This is a genomic window from Halomonas sp. H10-59 (assembly GCF_040070555.1).
Classification (GTDB): Bacteria; Pseudomonadota; Gammaproteobacteria; order Pseudomonadales; family Halomonadaceae; genus Halomonas; species Halomonas litopenaei.
Genome location: NZ_CP098828.1, coordinates 2389753 through 2410795, shown reverse-complemented (window position 1 = coordinate 2410795; position 21043 = coordinate 2389753). Strand labels below are relative to the sequence as shown.

General features: G+C 64.0%; 18 protein-coding genes. 11 read left to right on the top strand and 7 right to left on the bottom strand.

The window, feature by feature from the left end; all coding sequences use genetic code 11:
* The gene (locus NFG57_RS10445; protein ID WP_348814265.1) at positions 1 to 1140 is read right to left on the bottom strand and encodes a DUF1853 family protein; all 1140 of its coding nucleotides are present in this window, start codon (positions 1138 to 1140) and stop codon (positions 1 to 3) included.
* Between the two features lie 87 nt (positions 1141 to 1227).
* Between NFG57_RS10445 and NFG57_RS10440 the strand changes: the two genes are divergently transcribed.
* The 8 genes from NFG57_RS10440 (at position 1228) to NFG57_RS10405 (ending at position 11175) form a co-directional block, all read left to right on the top strand.
* A complete protein-coding gene (locus tag NFG57_RS10440; RefSeq protein ID WP_045993742.1) occupies positions 1228 to 2130 on the top strand; it encodes an ABC transporter substrate-binding protein in 903 nt (300 codons plus the stop codon).
* Between the two features lie 21 nt (positions 2131 to 2151).
* A complete protein-coding gene (locus tag NFG57_RS10435) occupies positions 2152 to 3306 on the top strand; it encodes an ABC transporter permease (protein ID WP_348816174.1) in 1155 nt (384 codons plus the stop codon).
* Positions 3303 to 4247 (top strand): ABC transporter ATP-binding protein, encoded by a 945-nt coding sequence (locus NFG57_RS10430; protein WP_045993740.1) that lies wholly within the window; start codon positions 3303 to 3305, stop codon positions 4245 to 4247. The genes NFG57_RS10435 and NFG57_RS10430 overlap by 4 nt, the downstream gene beginning before the upstream one ends.
* Positions 4240 to 4974, top strand: coding sequence for an ABC transporter permease (locus tag NFG57_RS10425; RefSeq protein WP_045993739.1), 735 nt, complete (start codon positions 4240 to 4242; stop codon positions 4972 to 4974). The genes NFG57_RS10430 and NFG57_RS10425 overlap by 8 nt, the downstream gene beginning before the upstream one ends.
* Before the next feature lie 343 nt (positions 4975 to 5317).
* Positions 5318 to 6526, top strand: coding sequence for a thiamine pyrophosphate-dependent dehydrogenase E1 component subunit alpha (locus NFG57_RS10420; protein ID WP_045993738.1), 1209 nt, complete (start codon positions 5318 to 5320; stop codon positions 6524 to 6526).
* A gap of 1 nt (position 6527) precedes the next feature.
* Positions 6528 to 7505 carry a transketolase C-terminal domain-containing protein gene (locus tag NFG57_RS10415; protein ID WP_045993737.1) on the top strand — a complete coding sequence of 326 codons (978 nt, stop codon included), beginning with the start codon at positions 6528 to 6530 and terminating at the stop codon, positions 7503 to 7505.
* Positions 7506 to 7526: 21 nt separating this feature from the next.
* A complete protein-coding gene (locus NFG57_RS10410) occupies positions 7527 to 9206 on the top strand; it encodes a dihydrolipoyllysine-residue acetyltransferase (protein ID WP_348814264.1) in 1680 nt (559 codons plus the stop codon).
* Positions 9207 to 9270: 64 nt separating this feature from the next.
* Positions 9271 to 11175, top strand: coding sequence for a protein kinase (locus NFG57_RS10405; protein WP_348814263.1), 1905 nt, complete (start codon positions 9271 to 9273; stop codon positions 11173 to 11175).
* 127 nt (positions 11176 to 11302) lie between these two features.
* Here the strand turns inward: NFG57_RS10405 and NFG57_RS10400 are convergent, their stop codons facing one another.
* The 4 genes from NFG57_RS10400 to NFG57_RS10385 all read right to left on the bottom strand — a co-directional run bounded on the left by NFG57_RS10400 (position 11303) and on the right by NFG57_RS10385 (position 15709).
* Entirely contained in the window at positions 11303 to 11515 is a 213-nt protein-coding gene (locus NFG57_RS10400) for a ribbon-helix-helix protein, CopG family (protein ID WP_045993734.1), read from the bottom strand.
* Positions 11516 to 11802: 287 nt separating this feature from the next.
* Positions 11803 to 12489 carry a DNA-binding transcriptional regulator CsiR gene (csiR, locus tag NFG57_RS10395; protein ID WP_045993733.1) on the bottom strand — a complete coding sequence of 229 codons (687 nt, stop codon included), beginning with the start codon at positions 12487 to 12489 and terminating at the stop codon, positions 11803 to 11805.
* 250 nt (positions 12490 to 12739) lie between these two features.
* The gene (gene sulP / locus NFG57_RS10390; RefSeq protein ID WP_286985384.1) at positions 12740 to 14452 is read right to left on the bottom strand and encodes a sulfate permease; all 1713 of its coding nucleotides are present in this window, start codon (positions 14450 to 14452) and stop codon (positions 12740 to 12742) included.
* Positions 14453 to 14551: 99 nt separating this feature from the next.
* A complete protein-coding gene (locus NFG57_RS10385; RefSeq protein ID WP_348814262.1) occupies positions 14552 to 15709 on the bottom strand; it encodes an FAD-dependent oxidoreductase in 1158 nt (385 codons plus the stop codon).
* Positions 15710 to 15994: 285 nt separating this feature from the next.
* Between NFG57_RS10385 and NFG57_RS10380 the strand changes: the two genes are divergently transcribed.
* Positions 15995 to 18424 (top strand): EAL domain-containing protein, encoded by a 2430-nt coding sequence (locus NFG57_RS10380; RefSeq protein WP_348814261.1) that lies wholly within the window; start codon positions 15995 to 15997, stop codon positions 18422 to 18424.
* On the opposite strand, the gene rarD is transcribed toward NFG57_RS10380, so the two are convergent.
* Complete coding sequence (gene rarD, locus NFG57_RS10375; RefSeq protein ID WP_045993729.1) at positions 18400 to 19299, bottom strand: EamA family transporter RarD; 900 nt, start codon at positions 19297 to 19299, stop codon at positions 18400 to 18402. The genes NFG57_RS10380 and rarD overlap by 25 nt on opposite strands.
* Positions 19296 to 19439: a hypothetical protein gene (locus NFG57_RS10370; protein ID WP_222569494.1), complete on the bottom strand. Its 144-nt coding sequence runs from the start codon at positions 19437 to 19439 to the stop codon at positions 19296 to 19298. The genes rarD and NFG57_RS10370 overlap by 4 nt, the downstream gene beginning before the upstream one ends.
* Positions 19440 to 19515: 76 nt before the next feature.
* Between NFG57_RS10370 and NFG57_RS10365 the strand changes: the two genes are divergently transcribed.
* Positions 19516 to 20331: an amidohydrolase gene (locus NFG57_RS10365; RefSeq protein ID WP_108133382.1), complete on the top strand. Its 816-nt coding sequence runs from the start codon at positions 19516 to 19518 to the stop codon at positions 20329 to 20331.
* On the top strand, positions 20331 to 21026 hold the full coding sequence (locus NFG57_RS10360) for a pseudouridine synthase (protein WP_045993727.1): 696 nt from the start codon (positions 20331 to 20333) through the stop codon (positions 21024 to 21026). Before NFG57_RS10365 ends, NFG57_RS10360 begins: the two co-directional genes overlap by 1 nt.
* Positions 21027 to 21043 lie beyond the last annotated feature (17 nt).

The following is a 21043-nucleotide window of genomic DNA, read 5'->3' as shown; positions in this document are numbered from 1 at the left end:
TCAGCCCTTAGTCGCCTGTCGCTTGTGCACCGCGCGGGGCGGCAGGGGGACCTGTCGGGGCCAGTCGTCGCCGACCACGAAGATGCGCCGTCCGCATGCCGCGGGTGGCGCATTTTTCGTGTGCGGGGTGGCAGGCTCATCGGCATCCTGGCCAAGGACCCATGAGCCATCCAGCGGCGGGTCCAGTGCCTCTCGCTCGAAGCGCAGGGGGTCCTCGGTCAGCATCACCTGTACCGGTGTCGCATAGGTGGCAAAATGTGCCGCCAGCGCGCGCGTCAGGTCGTCACGGCTGCTCCAGTGTCGCGGTTGTGGCGGGGCCAGCCAATGGGGTTTCGCCAGGCAGGTACCGAAGCGCATGTTCTCGAACTGTCGGCACAGGGCCGACCAGTCGCGCCAGTGACACCAGAGCCCCTGTAGCGCCGAATCCGGCACGCCGCGGGGTAGCGCCATGGGACAGTGCCAGGGTTGAAACAACACCCCGGGCATCGCCAGGTGGGCCTCGATTCCGTGTTGCAGTGACGCCAGGGGAGCTCCTTTGATCGTGTTGGCGGGGCCGCCATTCAGGCCCAGACGCAAAAGCTCTCGGGCGCGCTGGCTCTGCAGCAGGGGCAGTTGATGATGCAACAGATGGCTGACCTTCAGCGCCAGGCTGTCCAGCCCCCCGGGGCCTATCCAGCGACAGGTATCGCCCGAGTCCCCCGGACCGCAGGGGAGGCCGAGAAAGAACTTGATCGCCACTTCCAGGTGTTGAAGGCGCCCATCGGCGTTGCGGTAGAGCAGGTCCAGTTCGCCCAGGGTCCGCTTTTCTTCTCGAATAGGCACATTGTGAGCCAGCAACTCGGTAGCCGGTGCCGTAGAGAGCAAAAATTGCCAAAGAAACTCGTGATATTGTCCAAGCCGGGTGGTGGCGGTGCGCCCCACCATCGCCTCCAGTGTGCTCGGGTCGGCGTCGATGGCCGCCAGATAGGCGTGTCGGTGCTCCGGCTCGCCCAGCCCGAGCTGGGTCAGACTCGGACGCCCGGGCCAGTCGGTGTCGATCAGGTCGGGAGCCGTCATCAGCCATGCCAGATCACGCACCATGGGATGGTTGGGTACTGCGCCGAGCTGGACGGCGGTGGTTGCGCCTTGGCATGAGGTCATGATGGACTCACGTTGGTGAAACGTTCAGCAGGCTTGGCCTTGCCTCCTTATACTCAGCATACACACACAAGGAATTGGGTGAGATATATGAAACGTCCCCTGGTGTTAGCCGTGATGGTCGCCTCTGCCCTGGCGGGGCAGGTTCAAGCACAGGACCCGCTGGTGGTGTCCTCCAAGATCGATACCGAGGGCTCTGTGCTGGGTCAGATGATCCTGCAGCGCCTGGAAGCGGCAGGGCTCGAGGTCGAGGACCGGCTTCAGCTTGGCGGCACCAGCATCGTGCGCGAGGCCTTGATCAACGGCGAGATCGATATCTATCCGGAATACACCGGCAACGGTGCCTTCTTCCACGACATGACCGACAGCCCGGTGTGGCATGACGCGGACAAGGCCTATGAAACGGTGAAGAGCAAGGACGCCGAGCAGGGGCTGGTATGGCTCGAGCCGGCCTCGGCCAATAATACCTACGCCATCAGCGTGCGCGGAGACGTCGCCCGTGACAACGGGCTCGAGACCCTGGAAGACATGGCTGACTTCATCAACCAGGGGGGCGAATACAAGCTCGCGGCCAGTACCGATTTCGTCGAGTCCGCCTTTGCCTTGCCGGCGTTCGAGGAGGCTTACGGCTTCTCTCTGGACGATGATGACCTGCTGGTACTCTCCGGGGGCAACACCGCCGCGACCATGCGCGCCGCGGCCCAGCAGACCAGCGGCGTGAATTCTGCGATGACCTACGGCACCGATGGTGGCCTGCAGGCGCTGGACCTCACCGTGATGACCGACACCAAGGGTGTTCAGCCGGTCTATCAGCCGGCTCCCGTCGTGCGCAAGGAGGTGCTCGAGGCTCACCCCGAGATCGAAGAGGCTCTGGCGCCGGTGTTCCAGTCGCTGGATCTGGAGACCCTGCAGCGTCTCAACGGTGACGTGGCGGTGAACGGTCTGGACCCGGCGAAGGTGGCCGCCGACTACCTGTCGACTCTCGAGGACTGAGCCATCGGTCTCTTGAGTGCAGTGAACGGTGAGCGCGGCAATACGGTATTGCTGACTCTGATGCTGGTGGGGCTCGGTGCCTGGTGGGCCTTGCCTGTGGTCAGCGTCGCACCGAATCGTATTGTGCCCGGCGAGGCTCTCTACGCCTGGGAGGTGGCCGGGCCCGCCATGGCGCTGCTGGCCAGCCTGCCCATGGGCCTTGCGGCATTGTCGGCGCGTAGCGCTGGCCCCGGCTGGCGCTCGCTTGGGCTGGTGCTGCTGGCGCTGGCAGGCCTGCCGCTGTGGCTGGTGTTGGCGGTGCACCAGCTTATCGATCCTGAGCTGCCCCAGGCGCGGCTCGGGATCGGTTCAGGCATCTGGTGTGCGCTGTTTGTGCTGATGTTGGCGCTTTTGGACCTGCGGACTCGACAGCGGCTGTCGACCGGGGTGTCCTGGCTCTTGATGCTGACTCCGCTGGCGCTGCTCGCCGTCTGCCTGCCGCTGGGGCTGAATCGTCTGGCGTTGTGGCAGGAGTACCAGGGCCGTGCCGATGACTTCTGGCTGGCCATCGGCGAGCACCTGCTGCTGGTCACTACCACCGTCGGCGTCAGTCTGGTCCTCGGCGCCGGCATCGCGCTGCTGATGCGGCGCTATCCCGAAGCGCAACGGGGCGCCTTCGCGGTACTCAATTTCCTGCAGACGATCCCCAGTCTGGCCTTGTTCGGCTTGTTGCTCGGACCGCTGGCCTGGCTTGCCAATCGCTACCCCTGGGTCGATTCGCTCGGCATCAGCGGCATCGGTTGGGCGCCGGCGCTACTGGCCCTGGTGGCCTACAGCCTGTTGCCGATGGTCAGAAACACCTTTGTTGCCCTGGAGGGCGTTTCCCCCGGTGTGATCGAGGCGGCGCGCGGCATGGGCATGAGTCGGTTGCAAATCTTCTTTCAGGTGCGCCTGCCACTGGCGGTGCCGGTACTGCTGGAAGGGGTGCGCATCACCACGGTGCAGGCCATTGGCCTGACCGCGGTGGCGGCCCTGATCGGCGCCGGTGGGCTCGGGCGTTTCATCTTTCAAGGGCTGGGTCAGGCCGCCATGGATCTGGTGCTGTTGGGGGCCTTGCCCATTCTGGTGATGGCAATACTCGCCGATGCGGTACTCGGCAACCTGTCGAGGCGACTGGGGAGAGGAGAGGCCGCATGATCGAATTGATCAATATCAGCAAGCGTTTCGGGTCGACCACTGCGGTGGACAGCATTTCGCTGAAGGTGGAGAGCGGGGAGTTCTGCTGCCTGGTGGGGACCTCCGGCTGCGGCAAGTCCACCACCCTGAGGATGATCAACCGGCTGATCGAACACAGCGATGGCGAGATCCATATCGACCAGCAGCCCATTCGCAGCTTCAGGGAAGAGACGCTGAGGCGCCGGATCGGCTACGCCATCCAGAGCACCGGTCTGTTCCCCCACTGGACCGTGGCGCGCAACATCGGCCTGGTGCCGCGACTGCTCAAGTGGCCAAAGGCCAGGATCGACGCACGGGTCGAGGAGTTGATGGCCTTGCTGGGGCTGTCGATGGACGAATTTGCCGGCAAGTACCCCGACCAGTTGTCCGGGGGGCAGGCGCAGCGGGTCGGGGTCGCCCGCGCCCTGGCGGCGGACCCGGATATCCTCCTGATGGACGAGCCGTTTGGCGCCCTGGACCCGATCACCCGCGAGAGCCTGCAACTGGAGCTGCGTGATCTTCAGGCGCGGCTGGGCAAGACCATCGTATTCGTGACCCACGACATGGACGAGGCCCTGACCCTGGCTGACCGGCTGGTGGTGATGCACGAAGGGCAGATCATGCAGCAGGGGCATCCATTGAGCGTGCTGAGAGACCCCGCCAACGATTTCGTCGCCTCGTTGCTGGGGGGCGAGGATCGCGGCCTCAAGGAGGCAGCGCTGCTGCCGGTCAGCGAGCGCATGATGCCTCTGGGCACCGGTGGCGTGGCGCGCGAGCGGATCGACCAGGGCGCCTCGCTCAGGGAGGCGCTATCGGTGATGCTATGGCGCCGGGTCGAGCGCCTGGCGGTGGTCGATGACGATGATATTCCGATCGGCGAACTGAGCTTTCGTCGGCTGGTGGGAGCCCGGGGCCATGACTGAGCACTGGGCCAGCCGCTGGCGGGTTCCTGTCATCTGGGGGCTGTTGCTGCTGGCGGGCTGTCTGTTGATGGGGCAGCTGGAAGCGCTGTTTCGCTGGGTCGAGCCCGATAGCCGTGACGTGATCTTCTCGCGGGTGGACTTTCTGGTGTTGTTGGGACGCCATCTGCTGGTGGTCAGCGTTGCCGCCGTGCTGGCTACCTTGATCGGGGTGGGCGGCGCCATCGCCGTCACCCGTCCGGGAGGACGCGATTTTTTGCCGCTGGTCGCCCAGGTGGCATCGCTGGGACAGACGTTTCCTCCGGTGGCGGTACTGGCGCTGGCGGTGCCGGTGCTGGGTTTCGGCACCCTGCCCATCGTGGTGGCATTGCTGCTCTATGGTCTGCTGCCCATCGTGCGTAACACTCTCGCCGGGATCGAGGGTATCGATCCCTCGGTGCGGGAGGCCGCCCGTGGCATGGGCATGACCAGTGGCCAGATCCTGCGCCAGGTGGAATTGCCGCTGGCGGCACCGGTGATCCTGGCCGGTATTCGCACCTCGGTGACGATCAACATCGCCACCGCCGCCCTGGGTGCTACCGTTGGTTCAAGCAACCTTGGGGACCCGATCATCTCCGGTATCGTCAATGGCAACACCGCCTACATCGTCCAGGGCGCAGTGCTGATTGCACTGCTGGCGCTGACGGTGGACAGCGTGTTCGCGCGCCTGGCTCCTGCTCGCCGGGCCTGATGGCGTCGTCCGGGTCCGAACACCGAGACCTGGTCCGCTTTCCCTTTCCTGATCTCCGTATCCGCGAAGCCCCCGTGCAGAGAGGGGGGCTTCGTGGTGGCCTGCGTCTCTCACCAGCCAGTCTCCCCGTCACGGTGGCCCGGTTCGGGCGTCCCATGGTGCTCGCCGCAAAGCGGTCCATCGAGGCAATTCGAGACGAATTTTCGACCAAAGTCGCGGCTAGGCAGGCGTCTCAGTTTACGTTAACGTCAAGTCAGTGCGTTGGTCCCGCCACGGGCAATCCCCTGGCAAGGGGCGGGAATAAAGACAACACTGCCCTCAAAAGGGGCAAAGGAACAGCACGATGACGACGACCGCACAGACCCACCGCCCGGACTTTCTGTCCGGCGACGAATACAGCATTCCCACCTATGCGGTGCTATCCCAGGACGGCACCCTCCATGACGGCGCCGAAGGGCCGGATCTCGAGCGCGACAAGGCGCTGAGAATCTACCACGCCATGGTGGCCACCCGGGTGCTGGACGAGCGCATGATGGCGGCGCAGCGTCAGGGACGCCTGAGCTTCTACATGCAGTGCACCGGCGAGGAAGCGGCGGTCATCGGCAGCGCCGCCGCCCTGGATGACGCCGACATGATCATGGCTCAGTACCGAGAGCAGGGCGCCTTGGCCTATCGCGGCTTCAGCTTCGACGAGTTCATGAACCAGCTGTTTGGCAATGAACTGGATTACGGCAAGGGCCGGCAGATGCCGATCCACTACGGGTCGCGCAAGCTGCACTACATGACCATTTCATCGCCGCTGGCGACACAGATTCCCCAGGCCACGGGCTATGCCTATGGCCAGAAGCTGGCGGGAGAGGGCCTCTGCACCATCGTCTACTTTGGCGAGGGCGCTGCCTCCGAGGGTGACTTCCATGCGGCGCTCAACATGGCGGCGGTACACGAAGCGCCGGTGATCTTCTTCTGTCGCAACAATGGCTATGCCATTTCCACGCCGTCGGTGGAGCAGTTCGCCGCGGATGGCGTGGCGCCCAGGGCGCTGGGATATCGCATGCACGTGATCCGCGTGGACGGCAACGACGTGCTGGCGGTCTACCGGGCCACCGAAAAGGCGCGGCGTCTGGCGGTGGAGGAGAACAAGCCCGTACTGATCGAGGCCATGACCTACCGTCTGGCGGCCCACAGCTCTTCCGATGACCCCTCGGGCTATCGTTCGCGCAAGGAAGAGGACGCCTGGCGGGCCAAGGACCCGATCCGGCGCATGCAGCTGTGGCTCGAGGCCCAGGGCTGGTGGAGCGAAGACGAGGAAAAGGCGTTGCAGGACGAACTGCGTCGCGAGGTGCTGGAAACCATGAAACGGGCCGAAAAGCGCCCACCTCCGGCGATCGATACCATGGTCACCGACGTCTATGCCGACGTGACGCCTGCGCTGCAGCATCAGCTCGATGCTCTCAAGCAGCATGTTCGTCGCTACCCGGAGGCCTATCCGCGTGGGGCCAGGTCGCTGGACCCGGCGTTGAGCCATCGCGATGCCGACCAGGGAGGGGACTGAGATGCCGACCATCAATATGCTGCAGGCCATCAACCAGGCGCTGGACATCGCCATGGCCGAAGACGACAAGGTGCTGTGCTTCGGTGAGGACGTCGGGGGCTTCGGTGGCGTCTTCCGTGCGACCAGTCACCTTCAGGAAAAGTACGGCAAGGCGCGCTGCTTCAACACGCCATTGGTGGAGCAGGGCATCATCGGCTTCGCCAATGGGCTGGCGGCACAAGGATCGGTGCCGGTGGCGGAGATCCAGTTCGCCGACTACATCTTTCCGGCCTTCGACCAGATCGTCAACGAGACCGCCAAGTTTCGCTACCGCTCCGGCGATCTGTTCAACGTCGGCGGGTTGACCATCCGCGCGCCCTACGGCGGTGGTATCTCCGGTGGCCTCTATCACTCCCAGTCGCCCGAGGCCTATTTCGCCCACACCCCGGGTCTCAAGATCGTGGTGCCGCGCAATCCCTACGAGGCCAAGGGCCTGTTGCTGGCCGCCATTCGTGACCCAGATCCCGTGCTGTTCTTCGAGCCGAAGCGCCTCTATCGCGCCTCCACCGGCGAGGTCCCGGAAGAGGATTACCAGCTGCCGCTGGGAGAAGCCGAGGTGACCAAGGAAGGAGCCGATATCACGCTGCTGGGCTGGGGGGCTCAGATGGAGGTGATCGATCGGGCGGTGGAGATGGCAGAAAAGGACGGGGTGTCCTGCGAAGTGATCGATCTGCGCAGCATCCTGCCCTGGGACGAGGATACCGTCGCCGAGTCGGTGCTGAAGACAGGCCGCCTGGTCATCACCCACGAGGCGCCCCGCACAGGGGGCTTCGCCGGAGAAATCGCCGCTGCCATTCAGGAGCGCTGCTTTCTTTACCTGGAGTCGCCGATCCAACGGGTGACCGGCATCGATACACCTTTTCCGCTGACGCTGGAGAAGGAGTATCTGCCCGACCATCTGAAGATCTACGAGGCCATCAAGACCTCACTCCACTACTGAGACGGCGCCGGGAGCCAAGACATGACAGAGTTCAAGCTGCCTGACATCGGCGAGGGCATCGTCGAGTGTGAGGTGATGGAATGGAAGATTGCCGAGGGTGATACCATCGCCGAAGACCAGCCTGTGGTCGAGGTGATGACGGACAAGGCGCTGGTGGAAATCACCGCCCCGGAAGCCGGCGTCGTTACCAGGCTGCACGTGGCGAAGGGTGAAATGGCGCGAGTCCATGCGCCCTTGTTTGCCTATCGTGGCGAGCATCAGGGCGGCGATGGGCAGGGCGGAGAGGCCCAGGCAGAAAGCGAAGACAACACACCGGTGCAGGCGGAGAGCGCCGCAGAGGCGCCTGTCCAGGAGCCGGCAGAGCCAGTAGAACCGCCGTCGAGCTCCAGCGAAAAGGGCGGTGCGGGGCGACGGGTGGACTTTATTCTGCCCGATATCGGTGAGGGCATCGTCGAGTGCGAGATCGTCGAATGGCACGTGGCCCAGGGTGACGAGATCAGCGAAGACCAGCGGCTGGTCGATGTCATGACCGACAAGGCCATGGTCGAGATCACTGCGCCGGAAGATGGGGTCGTCGCCGAGCTGTATGTGGCCAAGGGCGAGATGGCCAAGGTCCATGCGCCGCTGTTTGCCTATCAGGTGGCGGGTGCCGCCGCCGCTGGTGAAACGCTGGCGGTCGAGGAGGCGTCGCCCCCTACCCCGACCCCGACCCCAAAGAGTGACTCTCCCGTGCACAAGGCTGCGTCCGAGGGGGGCAAGGGCCCCTACGGGCGCATCCCGGCGAGCCCGGCGGTACGCCGACTGATCCGAGAACACCAGCTGCGACTCGAGGACATTCCCGGCAGCGGTCGCCAGGGCCGCGTGTTGAAGGAAGACGTGCTGAGCTTTCTCGATGGCGCTCGACACAGCGGTGCCGTCTCCGCGGCCGATTCCGGGGCCGAGTCAGCAGGGACGGGCTCTCTCGCCGGCACCGATGGAACAGCCCGCGACGAGGGAGAGGTGCGAGTGGAACCGCTGCGCGGGGTCCGGGCGGCCATGGCGCGCCAGATGGTGGCGGCGGCCAGCAGCGTGCCGCACTTCCAGTACGGTGAAGAGATCGACGTCACCGACCTGCTGGCCCTGCGCGGCCGGCTCAAGCCCCAGGCCGAAGCCAGGGACGTCAAGCTCACCCTGATGCCGTTTTTCATCAAGGCGCTGGCGCTGGCGATCGACGAACATCCCCTGGTCAATGCGCGTCTCAATGACGAGGCCACCGAAATCCACTATCCGCCCCACTGCAACGTGGGCATGGCGGTGGACGGCAAGGCCGGCCTGATGGTGCCCAATATCAAGGGCTGTGAGCGCCTGAGCCTGCTTGAGATCGCCGCCGAGGTGCAGCGCCTGACCGAGGCCGCGCGCGAGGGGCGGGTGGCTGCCAGCGACCTCAAGGGAGGCACGATCAGTATCTCCAACATCGGTGCCCTCGGCGGGACCTATGCCGCCCCCATCATCAATATCCCCGAGTCGGCGATCGTGGCCATCGGCAAGACCCAGTGGCTGCCACGCTTCGACGAGGCAGGGCAGGTCGTGCGTCGGGGCATCATGACGGTGACCTGGGCCGGTGATCATCGCTTGCTGGATGGCGGCACCATCGCGCGTTTCTGCAATGCCTGGAAAGGCTATCTCGAGGACCCTGAAAGCATGCTGCTTCACCTGTCCTGAACGGTTGTGACGGCGTGCGCCCGAGGCGCCGCCGTGGCATCGTGTATCGGTGGAGGATACCGCCATGCCCCAGGCCCCGTTGCAGCAGTTCTACATCCCGGAAGATCAGTCGATCTACCTGCTCAGCCAGGACGACGCGCGCAAGCTCAAGGAGTGGGTCGCGCTGTGTCGTACCCAGCTCGAGCAGCTGGGCTATCGGCGCATCGAGCTGGTCGGCAAGGGCGCCTACGGTTTCGTGTTTGCCGGGGTCAGTCCCGACCAGCGCCATCACGTCTTCAAGTTCAGCCGGGTCACGTTGCCGCAGCACCTGCAGGATCGCCTCGAGGAAGAGGCCTTCATGCTCGAGCAGGTGGTGCATCCCCGTGTGCCGGCGCTGGTCGCCTATCAGCGGGTGCGCCACCAGGCGATTCTGGTGATGGAGCGGGCTCCGGGGCTCAATCTGGAAGAGGTATCGCTGCGTCAGGGTCGGCTGTCACCACGGCTGGTGGTGCGTATCGCCACCCAACTGGCCGATATCCTGCGTGAGCTGAGGCGTGAAACCACCCCCGCCGGCGCCCCGAGAAAGCCGGTGGTCCATGGTGACATCAAACCGTCGAATCTGGTGTTTGACGCCCGCGACGAAACGGTGGCGCTGATCGACTGGGGGTCGTCGGTATTTGCACAGCTTGACGCACGGCTGCAGTTCGTCAGCGCCAACGTGATGGAGCTGATGTCCGACAATCTGCAGCAGACCAATGCCAGGCTCGGGGACGTCTATTTCATCGGCGAGGACCAGCTTGGGGGCGCGCTGTCATCACCGCGCTTCGACGAGCAGGGTGTCGCCGGGACCCTCTACGCGCTGGCCTCGGCGCAGTCCTGCCGTTTTGGACATCGCGCCATTCCCGCCACCTCGCTGGGTTTGCCGATGGAGTTTGCCAGGACCCTGGACGGGATGCTCGATCCCGACCCCGAGGTGCGGTTGAGGGCCGGCGACCACTTCATTACCGAAATGCCGCGCCTGGGACGGTTGGTGATGCTCGATCTGCCGCGGCCCCAGGAAGTGGCGCAGGTGCCGGTGTGGAGCCGTGCGCTGAGTCGCGAGATCGATACCGTGGTGTACAGCTCGCGCAAGGCTTTTCTGAGGGAAGAGGGCGTGGAGGAGACGCTCAATGACGTCAACGATGTTCAGCTGGACCGCTACTATCGCAACTTCATGCAGGGCATGGGGGAGACCGAAAAGGCCTTTCTGGCCGCCGTCAGCCGGCTGGGCAAGTACCCGGTGGTCGGAGGACTGGCGGTGCGCTGGGAGGCCGATGGCGTCTATATCGACTCGTCATTGAATCTGCACGACGCAGGGCTCAAGCGAGCCTTCGTGGCGGCGGTCAACAACATGGTGACCCTGGCGCGGGCGATCCATCGGCGGGGCATCTTCAAGAGCTGCCTGTTCAATGCCCGCGATACCCTGCACTTGGAACGGACCAGTCCGGATCACCCCTTCGTGGTCGATCCGTCGCTGAAACTGTCCTATGAGGTCAGCGCGGTACCGGAACTGGAGGATCGCTCACGTCTGCACAGCTATTTCGAGGACGGTCCCGACCCTGAGGAATTGCTGGTACTGCCGGAGGCGATCATCACCTCGTTGCAGGCGCTCAATGATATCCACCACACCGGCATGATCATCTTCGAGGTGCTGCCGTCGCATCTCAAGATTCACCACCACTATCGGCTGCTCGACCCTTCAAGGGAGCAGGAATTCCATGACTGTCTCGAGGACATCGTCGATGCGGTGAAGCTGATCGAGGGTCTGGGTATCTCAGGCTTCATGAAGATGCCCTACAAGGACACGCGGTTCTTTCCCCACGTGGCACGTCAGCCGGAACGCTACTATCCTCGCGACCCCAGAGCGGCGCTGGCAAGAGCGATGTCCGAGCAGCCGGCCGGGGGGGAGCCAGAAGCGCTGCGAGAAGGTCTGCACCAGGCGCAGCGCTAGGCTTTGTCCGAAAAGTCGACGAGCGAAGGTTAGACAAGGCAAAAATCGGTGAGAAAGCGCAGTTTACGGGGTGTAAATGAGCATTTAACGCCGTATTACCGAGCGCAGGCACTTTTCAGGCGAGTCGTCAGGCGCCGAGCCCGCTTTCGCGCAGCAGTTGATCGATGGAGCGCTCCGCACGCTGGCTGCCGGCGCCCTCGTGGGCCAGCTCGGCTTCGAGGACCTCGGCGCCTTCGCTGACCAGACGTTCGATCAGTGCAGCCTTCGACAGGCCGGTCTTTTCGGCCAGGAAATCCAGGCGTGCCTCCAGGTCCCGCGAGAATCTGAGTAGATGGGGCATGGTATTCCTCCGGTGGCAACGCGTACGGCTATCAGATTTATGAAAAGTCTAGGTGTTACGGGTGACAGTCCGGTGACAATCCCGGGCCCTGTCCAGACGGTGCCCGCGCCCATCGAGGTTCAGGACCAGGCACGGTGCTCTTCCAAGTGTGCAGCTATCCGTCTGGCGCTGTCGCTCTCCCTTGGGGAGTAGCTCACTGCGCGCCGAGGCGGGAGTGTGGCCCTTCTTTGAGCGCAGGTGAGCGCAGGCCCACTGCCTTGCTCAAGCGTACGCGCCGTCATGGTGACTCAATCCAGGCCGCGCCGGGCCATCACTTCGGTGATGATCGGTACCGGCGTCATCAGATGGTCACGCATCATGCGCCGGGCCTTGCCGGCGTCCCGACTCAATACCGCCTCGGTCAGTGCCGCATGTTCGTCACGCTTGACCGCCAGGGCCTCGCTGGAAAACACCGTCTCGCGAAGCCACAGGTGGCGGTAGCGCTCGACCTGGTCGAACAGGGTCTCGCGCACCTGCATCAGGTGAGGCGAGTTGCAACCGGCCACGATGGCACTGTGGTAGGCCTTGTGGCGACTGTCCCAGATATCGAGCAGCTCCTCGGAGGAGCTGACGCTTTCGACCTTGGCCAGGGTGTGCGCGGTAGCGATGATATCGGCTTCCCAGCGATCGTCACCGCGTTGGATGGCCAACTCCAGCATCAGCCCCTCGAGCTGGGCGCGGGCATCGTACAGATCCTCGAGCTCCGCCAGCGACATGGGGGCCACCCGATAACCACGTTGACTGATGGCAACCACCAGGCGATCGGCAACCAGCTGGGACAGGGCTTCGCGCAGCGGCCCCACGCCCAGGTCGTAGCGTTCTTTCAGCCTTGCCATCAACAGCTTTTCGCCCGGGGCGAAGACGCCACGAATGATGTCCTGCTTGAGCCAGCGGTAAGCGCTGATGGCGAGGTTCTGCTTGGGTGAGTCTTCCATCTCGTGGCCCGTCCATGTATCACCGGGCCATCTTACCGCAATGCCGACAATGTCGATATTCTCCTAAGGCATCGGTCGGCACCCAGTTGTGTCGATGGCAGCAGGTGCGGCTTTCCTATCTACGGCACCGATGGCTCGAGGCCGACCCTTCGACCCGCAAGAGCGACACGGCTCCGGACTCGCCTGGTAGTTGTCGGGCAGCTACCGGGCAGATACCGGGTATCGTCCGGCGAGGCGAGTCTGGTGAACCTCAGTCCCGGGTACGTCGAAGCTCCGTCCAGGCGGCATAGGTACTCAGGAACACGCGGCCGGTCAATTCATCGAGAAAGTCGGAATGCTTCAGCCGGTCCATCACCGGCCCCTTGACCTCGGCCAGGTGAAGGGTGACGCGAGAGTCCTTCAGACGGGCGTTGATCGCGTCCAGGCTTTCCAGCGCCGAGGCGTCGATCAGATTCACTGCAGAGCAGATAAGTACCACGTCGCTCAGCTCGGGGCGCTGGGCCACCAGTGTATAGAGGGTGTCTTCGAGATAGCGGGCGTTGGCGAAATAGAGGCTTTCGTCGACCCGGAACAGGGCGAGATGGCTGACGGTCTCGACCTGATGCCGGGTGATCGAGCGGAAGTGCTCACTGCCAGGGATGCGACCGACGATGGCACTGTGGGGGCGACTGGTACGGTACAGGAAAAGCGCAATCGAGAGACCTACCCCGGCGATGATGCCGGCTTCGACGCCCTCCACCAGCGTTAGCAGCATGGTCACCGCCAGGGCCGAGAAGTCGCTGCGGGAGTAGCGCCAGGTCTGGCGAATCAGCGGGATATCCACCAGCGTCAGTATGGCCACGGTGATGGTGGCGGCGAGGGTGGCGATCGGAAGATGTTCCAGCAGGGGAGTGAGCGCCAGGGTCACCACACCGATACCGATGGCGGCAAACAGACCGGCCATGGGGGTGCGTGCACCAGACTGCTGATTGATCACGGTGCGCGACAGTCCGCCGGTGACTGGCATGCCGGTGGTGACAGCAGCGGCCAGGTTGGCGCCGCCGAGTCCGATCAACTCCTGATTGGGGGAGACGCGCTCGCGGCGCTTTGCGGCCAGCATCTGGGCCATCGAGATGGACTCGACAAAGCCCACCACACTGATCAATAGCGCCGGCACCAGCAGCGCGTGCCACAGGCCCAGCTCGAATGTCGGCAGACCGAAGGCTGGCAGGCCGGCGGGGATCTGCCCCACGGTCGCAACCCCCCTGGAGGCAAGATCCCATCGCCAGCTGATCAGCGTGGTGATGACCACCGCCGCCACGGGACCTGCGCGTACCAGCATGCTGGCAGGCCCCCTGGGCAGGCCCAGTGCCGTCAGAGCGTGTTGCCCATAGCGGCGGGTCGCCCACAGGAAAAGCAGGGTCGAGGCGCCCATCGCCAGGGTCGTCAGGTTAGTCTGGTCGAGGTGGGATAGCTGGCTGTAGATCAGTGCCAGGGCGGTATAGCCACCGGCCTCGATGCCCAGCAGGTGAGATAGCTGACTGATGGCGATCAGCAGTCCCGAGGCCGAGAGAAAGCCACCGATGACCGGGTGGCTGAGAAAGTTGGCGAAAAAGCCCAGGCGCAGCATGCCCATGGCGGTCAGCATCAGTCCCGACAGCAGTGCCAGCACCAGCGCCGCCTCGACGTACGCGGCGCTACCGGGAGTGGCCACCTTGGTCAGAGCGGCGCCAGTCATCAGAGCGATGATCGCCACCGGGCCCACCGCCAGCGACCGGCTGGTGCCCAGCATGGCGTAGACCACCGCCGGTAGCAGACTGGCATAGAGTCCGACCACGGCAGGCAGACCCGCCAGAATGGCGTAGGCCAGCGACTGGGGGATGACCATGACGGTGACGATGATACCCGCCAGCAGATCGCCCCCCAGCAGACGCGGCGTATAGTGTGGCAACCAGGCAAGAATCGGAAGGTAACGCTTGATCATGGAAATGCCGACGTCCTAGTCAGGGTATTGGGGGCCTGGCGCAGGCGCTTGCCGAGAAACCTCTAGCCTAGCCGAAAGCGGTGAGCGAGTAGAGTCTTGTCAGCGCAGACGCCTGGTACGCTGCATGAAATTCAGGTCCAGATGACGTTTCAGACGGCTGGCCAGTCGTCCGCCCCACCAGGCGTTTCCGTAGAGCGCTAAAGCTTCGCCGTGGCCGAGATTGACGATGGACAAGGCCCGCGCAGGCGGGCGGTAAGAGGTCAGTGACGCCTGCGGGTCCAGCGATGCGATCAGGTTGCGAGCCAGTACGGGGCCCTGACGAACCCCGTGGACGCCCAGCCGTGGCAAGGGATGGTCGATCAGTGCAGCACAGTCTCCGCTGGCAAAGACGCCGTCGGTCCCCTGGACCTTAAGCGACGGGTCGATGGCTATGCCGCGACCAACGATCGTCGGCAGGCCGAACCTCTCGAGTCCTCGCGGAGGACCCAGCCCAGTGGCGTCGATGATGTCGGACGCCGGCAGATGTCGGTCATGGAGGCTGTCGACGACAAGGATTCCGCGACGCTCCAGGGCTGCCAACAGGTAGCGTCGGGCTCGCGCGGGCGCTTCTGGCAAGGGGCCAGAGCCGCGATGTCGCAGGCGAATGGTCAGAGCACCAGCGGCGAGCTGGTGGCGGCGGCCGAGTGCTTCGATGGCGCAGGCGATCTCGACCCCGCTGGCGCCGGCTCCGAGAATCTCGACACTCACCGACTGTCGGCACTGAAACCGACGCTCGAGGCTGCGACGCAGCCGCACCAGGTGGGGGATGGGCTTGATCTGCCAGTGTGTCTGCTTGTCGCCTGGTAGCGAGGCTGCGCTATCGCCGCTGGCTTCATCATCGCTCGAACGCAACGCAGGAGCAGAGCCCAGATTCAGCCCCAGTCGATCAAACGCCAGAGAGGTCCCGTTGGACAGCAGCGCCTGGCGCATGTCGGTGTTCAGCGCACAAAGACGCGCCCTGACCAGCGCAACCCCTCGCCCATGACAGATCGCCGCTGGATCGATCCTGTCGGTCGCAGGGGAATGGTCGCCGGCCAGCACGCCGCTGGCCAGGCCCGAGTACCAGAAGGCGCCGGGGTCGACCAGGGTGACATCGAAGCGCGACAGCAAGGAGCTCTGGTGCAGCAGATGCAGATGGGCGTGGCCTGCCCCGATCAGCAGCAGCCGTGGCTTGCTGCCGATAGCGGTGGGGCGGGATCGCGCGGTGGTCGAGGACATGGGCGGCCGTCATCCTGAAAGCGAGTAGCGATCATCCCGGCTGACATGCGCGAGGTCAAAGACGGTGCGCGCTGGACCTAACCCCATCTTCAGTCCATCGCTACCTCCAAAGGGAGCGCGAGCGGAGCATCGGTGGCTTCTAGGCTTCATCTACGGGGCGAGACAGCACTTGATCGAACGTCGCCAGCAGACGCTCCCGTGGGAGCCTTACTCATGCACATCCTGCTCGGGCCGTGCCCTCTCCCGTGGTTGAGGTCACTGCTACTGGTGAGACTCAGGAGACTTGTGCCGACCACCCTTGGCCTGGTGGCCATGGTCGCTTCTGCGATGCTATCGGGTGATGAACTGGACGAGTCGCAGGGTGCTTCACTGACACTGTTGACCTCTTACCACCAGGGGTACCGGTGGAATGACGATGTGGTCAGCAGTGTCGAGGCGCGTTTTCGTCACGAAGCCAGCGCAGACCGACAACTGCTGGTGGAGTATGTCGATGCGCTGCGCCTGGCGCGGCCGCTGGCCCATGAGGCCCTGCTCCAGCGACTGACCGCCAGCACCTTGAATGAAAGCGGCAGTCTGATCATTGCCGATGACCCCGCCATGGCCTTCTATCTGGAGTATCGTGACGAGCTCCCCTGGCCGCGCAAGGTGGTGGCACTGGGACTCAATGATGACCGCTTCAGGGAGCAGGCCCAGGCGCTTGGAGTGAAACTGCTCAAGTCCTACCCGGTCATGGCGCAGTCGCTCAATATGCTGGTGGAAACCTTTGGCTCACCGGTGCCTTTGATGTTGCTGGCCGAAGACTCCGAACACGCCTTCAATGTCGTCGATGACATGGTGGAGGTGATCGGCAGTGTCGCCGATGTGACCCTGGTCGATGTGGTCACTGGCTGGACCCCGGAAGAGGTGATCGAGCGATTATCCCGAAGCCCGCCGGGTACTCGACTGTACATGCAAGGGGGGCAGGACTCCGGTTGGTCCGAAGGGGCGGGAAGTACCGCCCATCGACTGGAAGCGCTGGCCGCCCAGGGCTATCCGGTGTTCTGCCATTTCGAATTCCAGATGGCGATAGGCTGTGCCGGCGGGGCGATTCTCGATGTCGACTTCCTTGCCCACGCCGCCGTGGAACTGGCGCTGACGCCAGCCTTTGACCTGGTACCGGCCAGTTCCTCGGTGATGGCCCAGCGTCACCTGATCGATGCCCGCTGGTACCGTCTGTTCGAGGGCCATGACAACCTCCCGTTCCAGTGGATCGGCGTTCGCGGGCGGCTGGAGCAGGTCGCGCGGGAGTATCGTCAGGCGTTGTACGGGGTGTCGGTGGTGGCGGTTGGCTCGCTGCTGGGCGTGGGGGCCTTGCTGGTGGCGCGCAACAGGTCACGACGTCTTCGTCGCAAGTTGATGGTCGATCAGCGCTTTGGTCTGCCTACCAGGCTGGCGTTGGTAAGCGACTATCGAGGCAGTCGATGCGAGGAGGTGGAGTGGCTGTTTGTGCTGGTCTCACCCGAACTCAGGAGCTATCGCAGGCGCTTTGGCAGCGGCAGCCTGGAGGGGCTTCTACGGATCAGTATCGATGTCTTCAAGGCGCACCTCCCCAAGGGCTGGCGGCTGTATCTGGGGGGCGAAGAGCAGCTGATCGGCATGGTCCCTGCCCAGGCCCACGGACCCGATGTGGAATCCCAGCTCGATAGCTACCTGGCCCTGGTGGGGCAGTTTCAGCAACGCGACAGCGCACGGGTCCTGCGCTGGCATGCCAGTGTGGTGGTGGTGCCCGGCCATTCCACCGACTTGACCAACTGTCTGGCTTCGCTGGAAGAGGGGGTGCAGCGGCTGGAAAGCGAAGGCTGGGTACGTCCGGTGCTCAGGGTGACCGCGGCGGGTCCCTATCACGAGACTCAGCTGCGTTGGCTGTGCCGGCAGGTCAGTCTGCTGATCGAGAATCCCGGCAATCAATGGCGTTTGGTGGCCCAACCCAAGATGGCGCCCTCGAGCAGAACCCTGGTCGGTGCCGAGGTGTTGATCCGCTGGTGTCATCCCGACGCGGGCAATATTCCGCCACCGGAGTTTCTTCCGGTCATTCTGATGATCGGCCTGGCGGAGCGTTTCGACCGTTGGGTGATCGGCCGCACCCTCGACTGGCTGATGGAACTGCGAGGCGCTGCCTGGCTCGGTACCGTCTCGGTCAATGTCCACCTTTCGACGCTCGTGGCCGATGACTTCCCCGATTTCATGGTGACTGAACTGGCGCGACGTCGGCTGCCTCCACGCTGCCTGGCACTCGAACTGGTGGAGCACGAGCATGTCGATGACGTCGAGCGGGTTCAGCGACAGATGAGGCGGCTCCACGAACGCGGTATTGGCGTCGCCCTGGACGACTTCGGTAGCGGCTACACTGCCTTCAACCTGCTTCAGCGCCTGCCCCTGGCGGCGATCAAGCTGGATTATTCATTACTCCACGCCGCGCGGCGTTTCGATCAGGCGCGTCAGGCGTATGCGGCGCTGGTGGGACTCTGCCATCGCATGGAACTGACGGTGGTGGCGGAAGGCGTCGAGACCGTCGAGGACGCAAGTTGGCTGATCACCCTGGGGGTCCAGGAAGGGCAGGGCTACTTCTTCGCGCCACCGATGGAGCTGGAGGATCTGGTCGCGGTCTATGGCGAGAAGCCAGCGGGCCCCATACCGACGACGGTATTGCGTCAGGTGGGCACTCGGCGCTGCTGACGCAGGCTCGACCAGGAGTAGAGCGCCAGCGCGATCCAGATCAGCACGAAGGTAGTAAGCTGCTCGACCGCCAGGGGCTCGTTGAACACCCACAACGCAATCAGAAACTGCAGCGTCGGATTGATGTACATCAGAAATCCCAGAGTACCGAGGGTCAGCCGGCGCGCAGCGCCGGCAAAGGCCAGCAGCGGCAGGGCGGTCAGCACCCCGGAGGCCATCAGCAGCGCGGCGCTGTAGGGGGCGGTGAAGAATAGCGCCCCATCGAAGTGGCTGACCGGCAGCTGTTGTATCAGCAGCAGCGCCAGAGGAAGGAGCAGCAGCGTTTCGATGAACAGGCCCGACAGCCCGTCCAGCGCAAGCTGCTTGCGCAGCAGTCCGTAAGTGCCGAAGGACACCGCCAGGCACAGGCTCAGCCAGGGCAAGGTGCCCAACTGGAACAGCTGCAGCACGATGGCACCGAGGGCAAGGCCAATGGCCAGGCGCTGCGTCGGCGCGACGCGTTCCTTGAGCACCACCACGCCCAGCGCCACGTTGACCAGCGGTGTCATGAAATAGCCCAGGCTCGCCTGCAGCACCCGGTGAGTCTCTACCGAGTAGATATAAAGGCCCCAGTTGGCACCGATGAGCAGAGCGCAGGCGAGCGCCGGCAGTAGTTGTCGAGGTGCCTGGCGAATGTTGGCGATGACCGACCAGCGCTTGAGCAGACTGATGACCAGTGCCAGAAAGAGGCACGACCAGATGACACGATGGGCGAGTATCTCGAGTGCACCTACGCCGTCGAACAATGCGAAGAAAAGGGGGAATCCACCCCAGGTGCCATAAGCCAGCAGCGCAAAGGCGACGCCCTGGGCCGAGGGTGTGGAGAGTCCTTTCATGCCGCGAATTCCCGTTCAGAGTTGGTGCCGAAGTTGGTGTCGACGTTGGTATCGATGATGGTATCGATGTTGGTAGCGAAGGTTGAGCCGATCGTCGCGTCAGGCCGGATGACGGTGGGGTTTTCCGGGGCCTGGGGCATTCGACCGTTGCCACCTGCTGCGACAAGGCGCTGTGTCGTTTAGGCTAGGGGGACGACGTCAATTGATGAGACTACCATGACACAGCTGCGTACGACGCTTGTCCAGTGCAACCTTCACTGGGAAGATCCCGAGTCCAACTGCCGGATGCTGGAGGACAGCCTGGCGGACCTGGGCGCCAACGATACCGACCTGATCGTGCTGCCGGAAATGTTCGCCACCGGGTTCACCATGAACTCACGCGAGATGGCCCAGCCCATGGCGGACAGCAGCGTGGTGGCATGGCTTGTGGATCAGGCTCGCCAACGAGGCTGCGTGGTCACCGGCAGCGTTGCCATCGAGGAGCAGGGCGAGTACTTCAACCGCCTGGTCTGGGCGCGACCGGACGGCGACATCAGCTGGTACGACAAGCGCCATCTCTTCCGCATGGCAGGCGAGCATGAACGCTACGACATGGGTCGTGAGCGCGTGATCGTCGAGCTCAATGGCTTCCGCATCCTGCTGAGCGTCTGCTACGACCTGCGCTTTCCGGTATGGCTGCGTCAACGCCAGAACCCATCGACCCACTTCGAATATGACGCCCTTCTATGTGTTGCCAACTGGCCGGCGCCGAGGCGCCACCCCTGGCGCACGCTGCTGCAGGCGCGTGCCATCGAGAACCTGGCCCCTGTGATCGGTGTCAACCGCGTCGGTGAGGACGCCAAGGGCCTCGCCTACTCGGGTGACTCCATGTTGATCGATGCCAAGGGTGAGGCGCTGATCGACGAGGCGCGTGATGAGCCCTTTGTCAAGACCGGTGTGCTCGACCGCGACGAATTGGCGGCATTCCGGGAGAAGTTCCCGGCATGGCAGGATGCCGACGCCTTTCAACTCGCCGATGACGAGGCCAACTGATGCGTCTGGACCGCTTTCTCAGCGAGACCACCGACCTGACGCGCAGCCTGGCCAAGCGAGCCCTGGTGCGCGGGGAGGTAACGGTCAACGGCGAGCTTGAAAAGAAGGCTGCGCGACATGTGGCGAGTGATGACGAGGTGCGCTGGGAGGGACGACTTCTTGAGCTGGTTGGACTTCGTTACATCATGCTGCACAAGCCCGTCGGGGTGGAGTGCACGGCCAGACGGGGACTCTACCCGCGGGCGGTTGACCTGATCGATCTGCCCAAGGCCGAGCGTCTGCAGCCGGTAGGGCGGCTGGACGTCGACACCACTGGCTTGCTGTTGTTGAGCGACGATGGCCAGTGGTCCCACCGCATCACCTCGCCTCGCCATCGCAGCGCCAAGATATACCAGGCCCTGCTGGCGCGGGACCTGGACGACCCTGACGAGGCAGTCGCACGTTTTGCCGAGGGCATCATGCTGGAGGGCGAGGAGACCCCGACGCGTCCCGCTACCCTGACCTGTCACGGGCCGAGGGAGGTCGAACTCGCCATCGTCGAAGGGCGTTATCATCAGGTCCGTCGCATGTTCGCCGCCATCGGCAACCATGTCGAAACGCTGCATCGCCACACGATCGGCCCCTTGACACTGGATGCGTCACTCGAACCCGGCCAATGGCGTGAATTGACAGCCGAGGAACGCGAGCTGTTTTAACAGCGCTGGTTTGACTG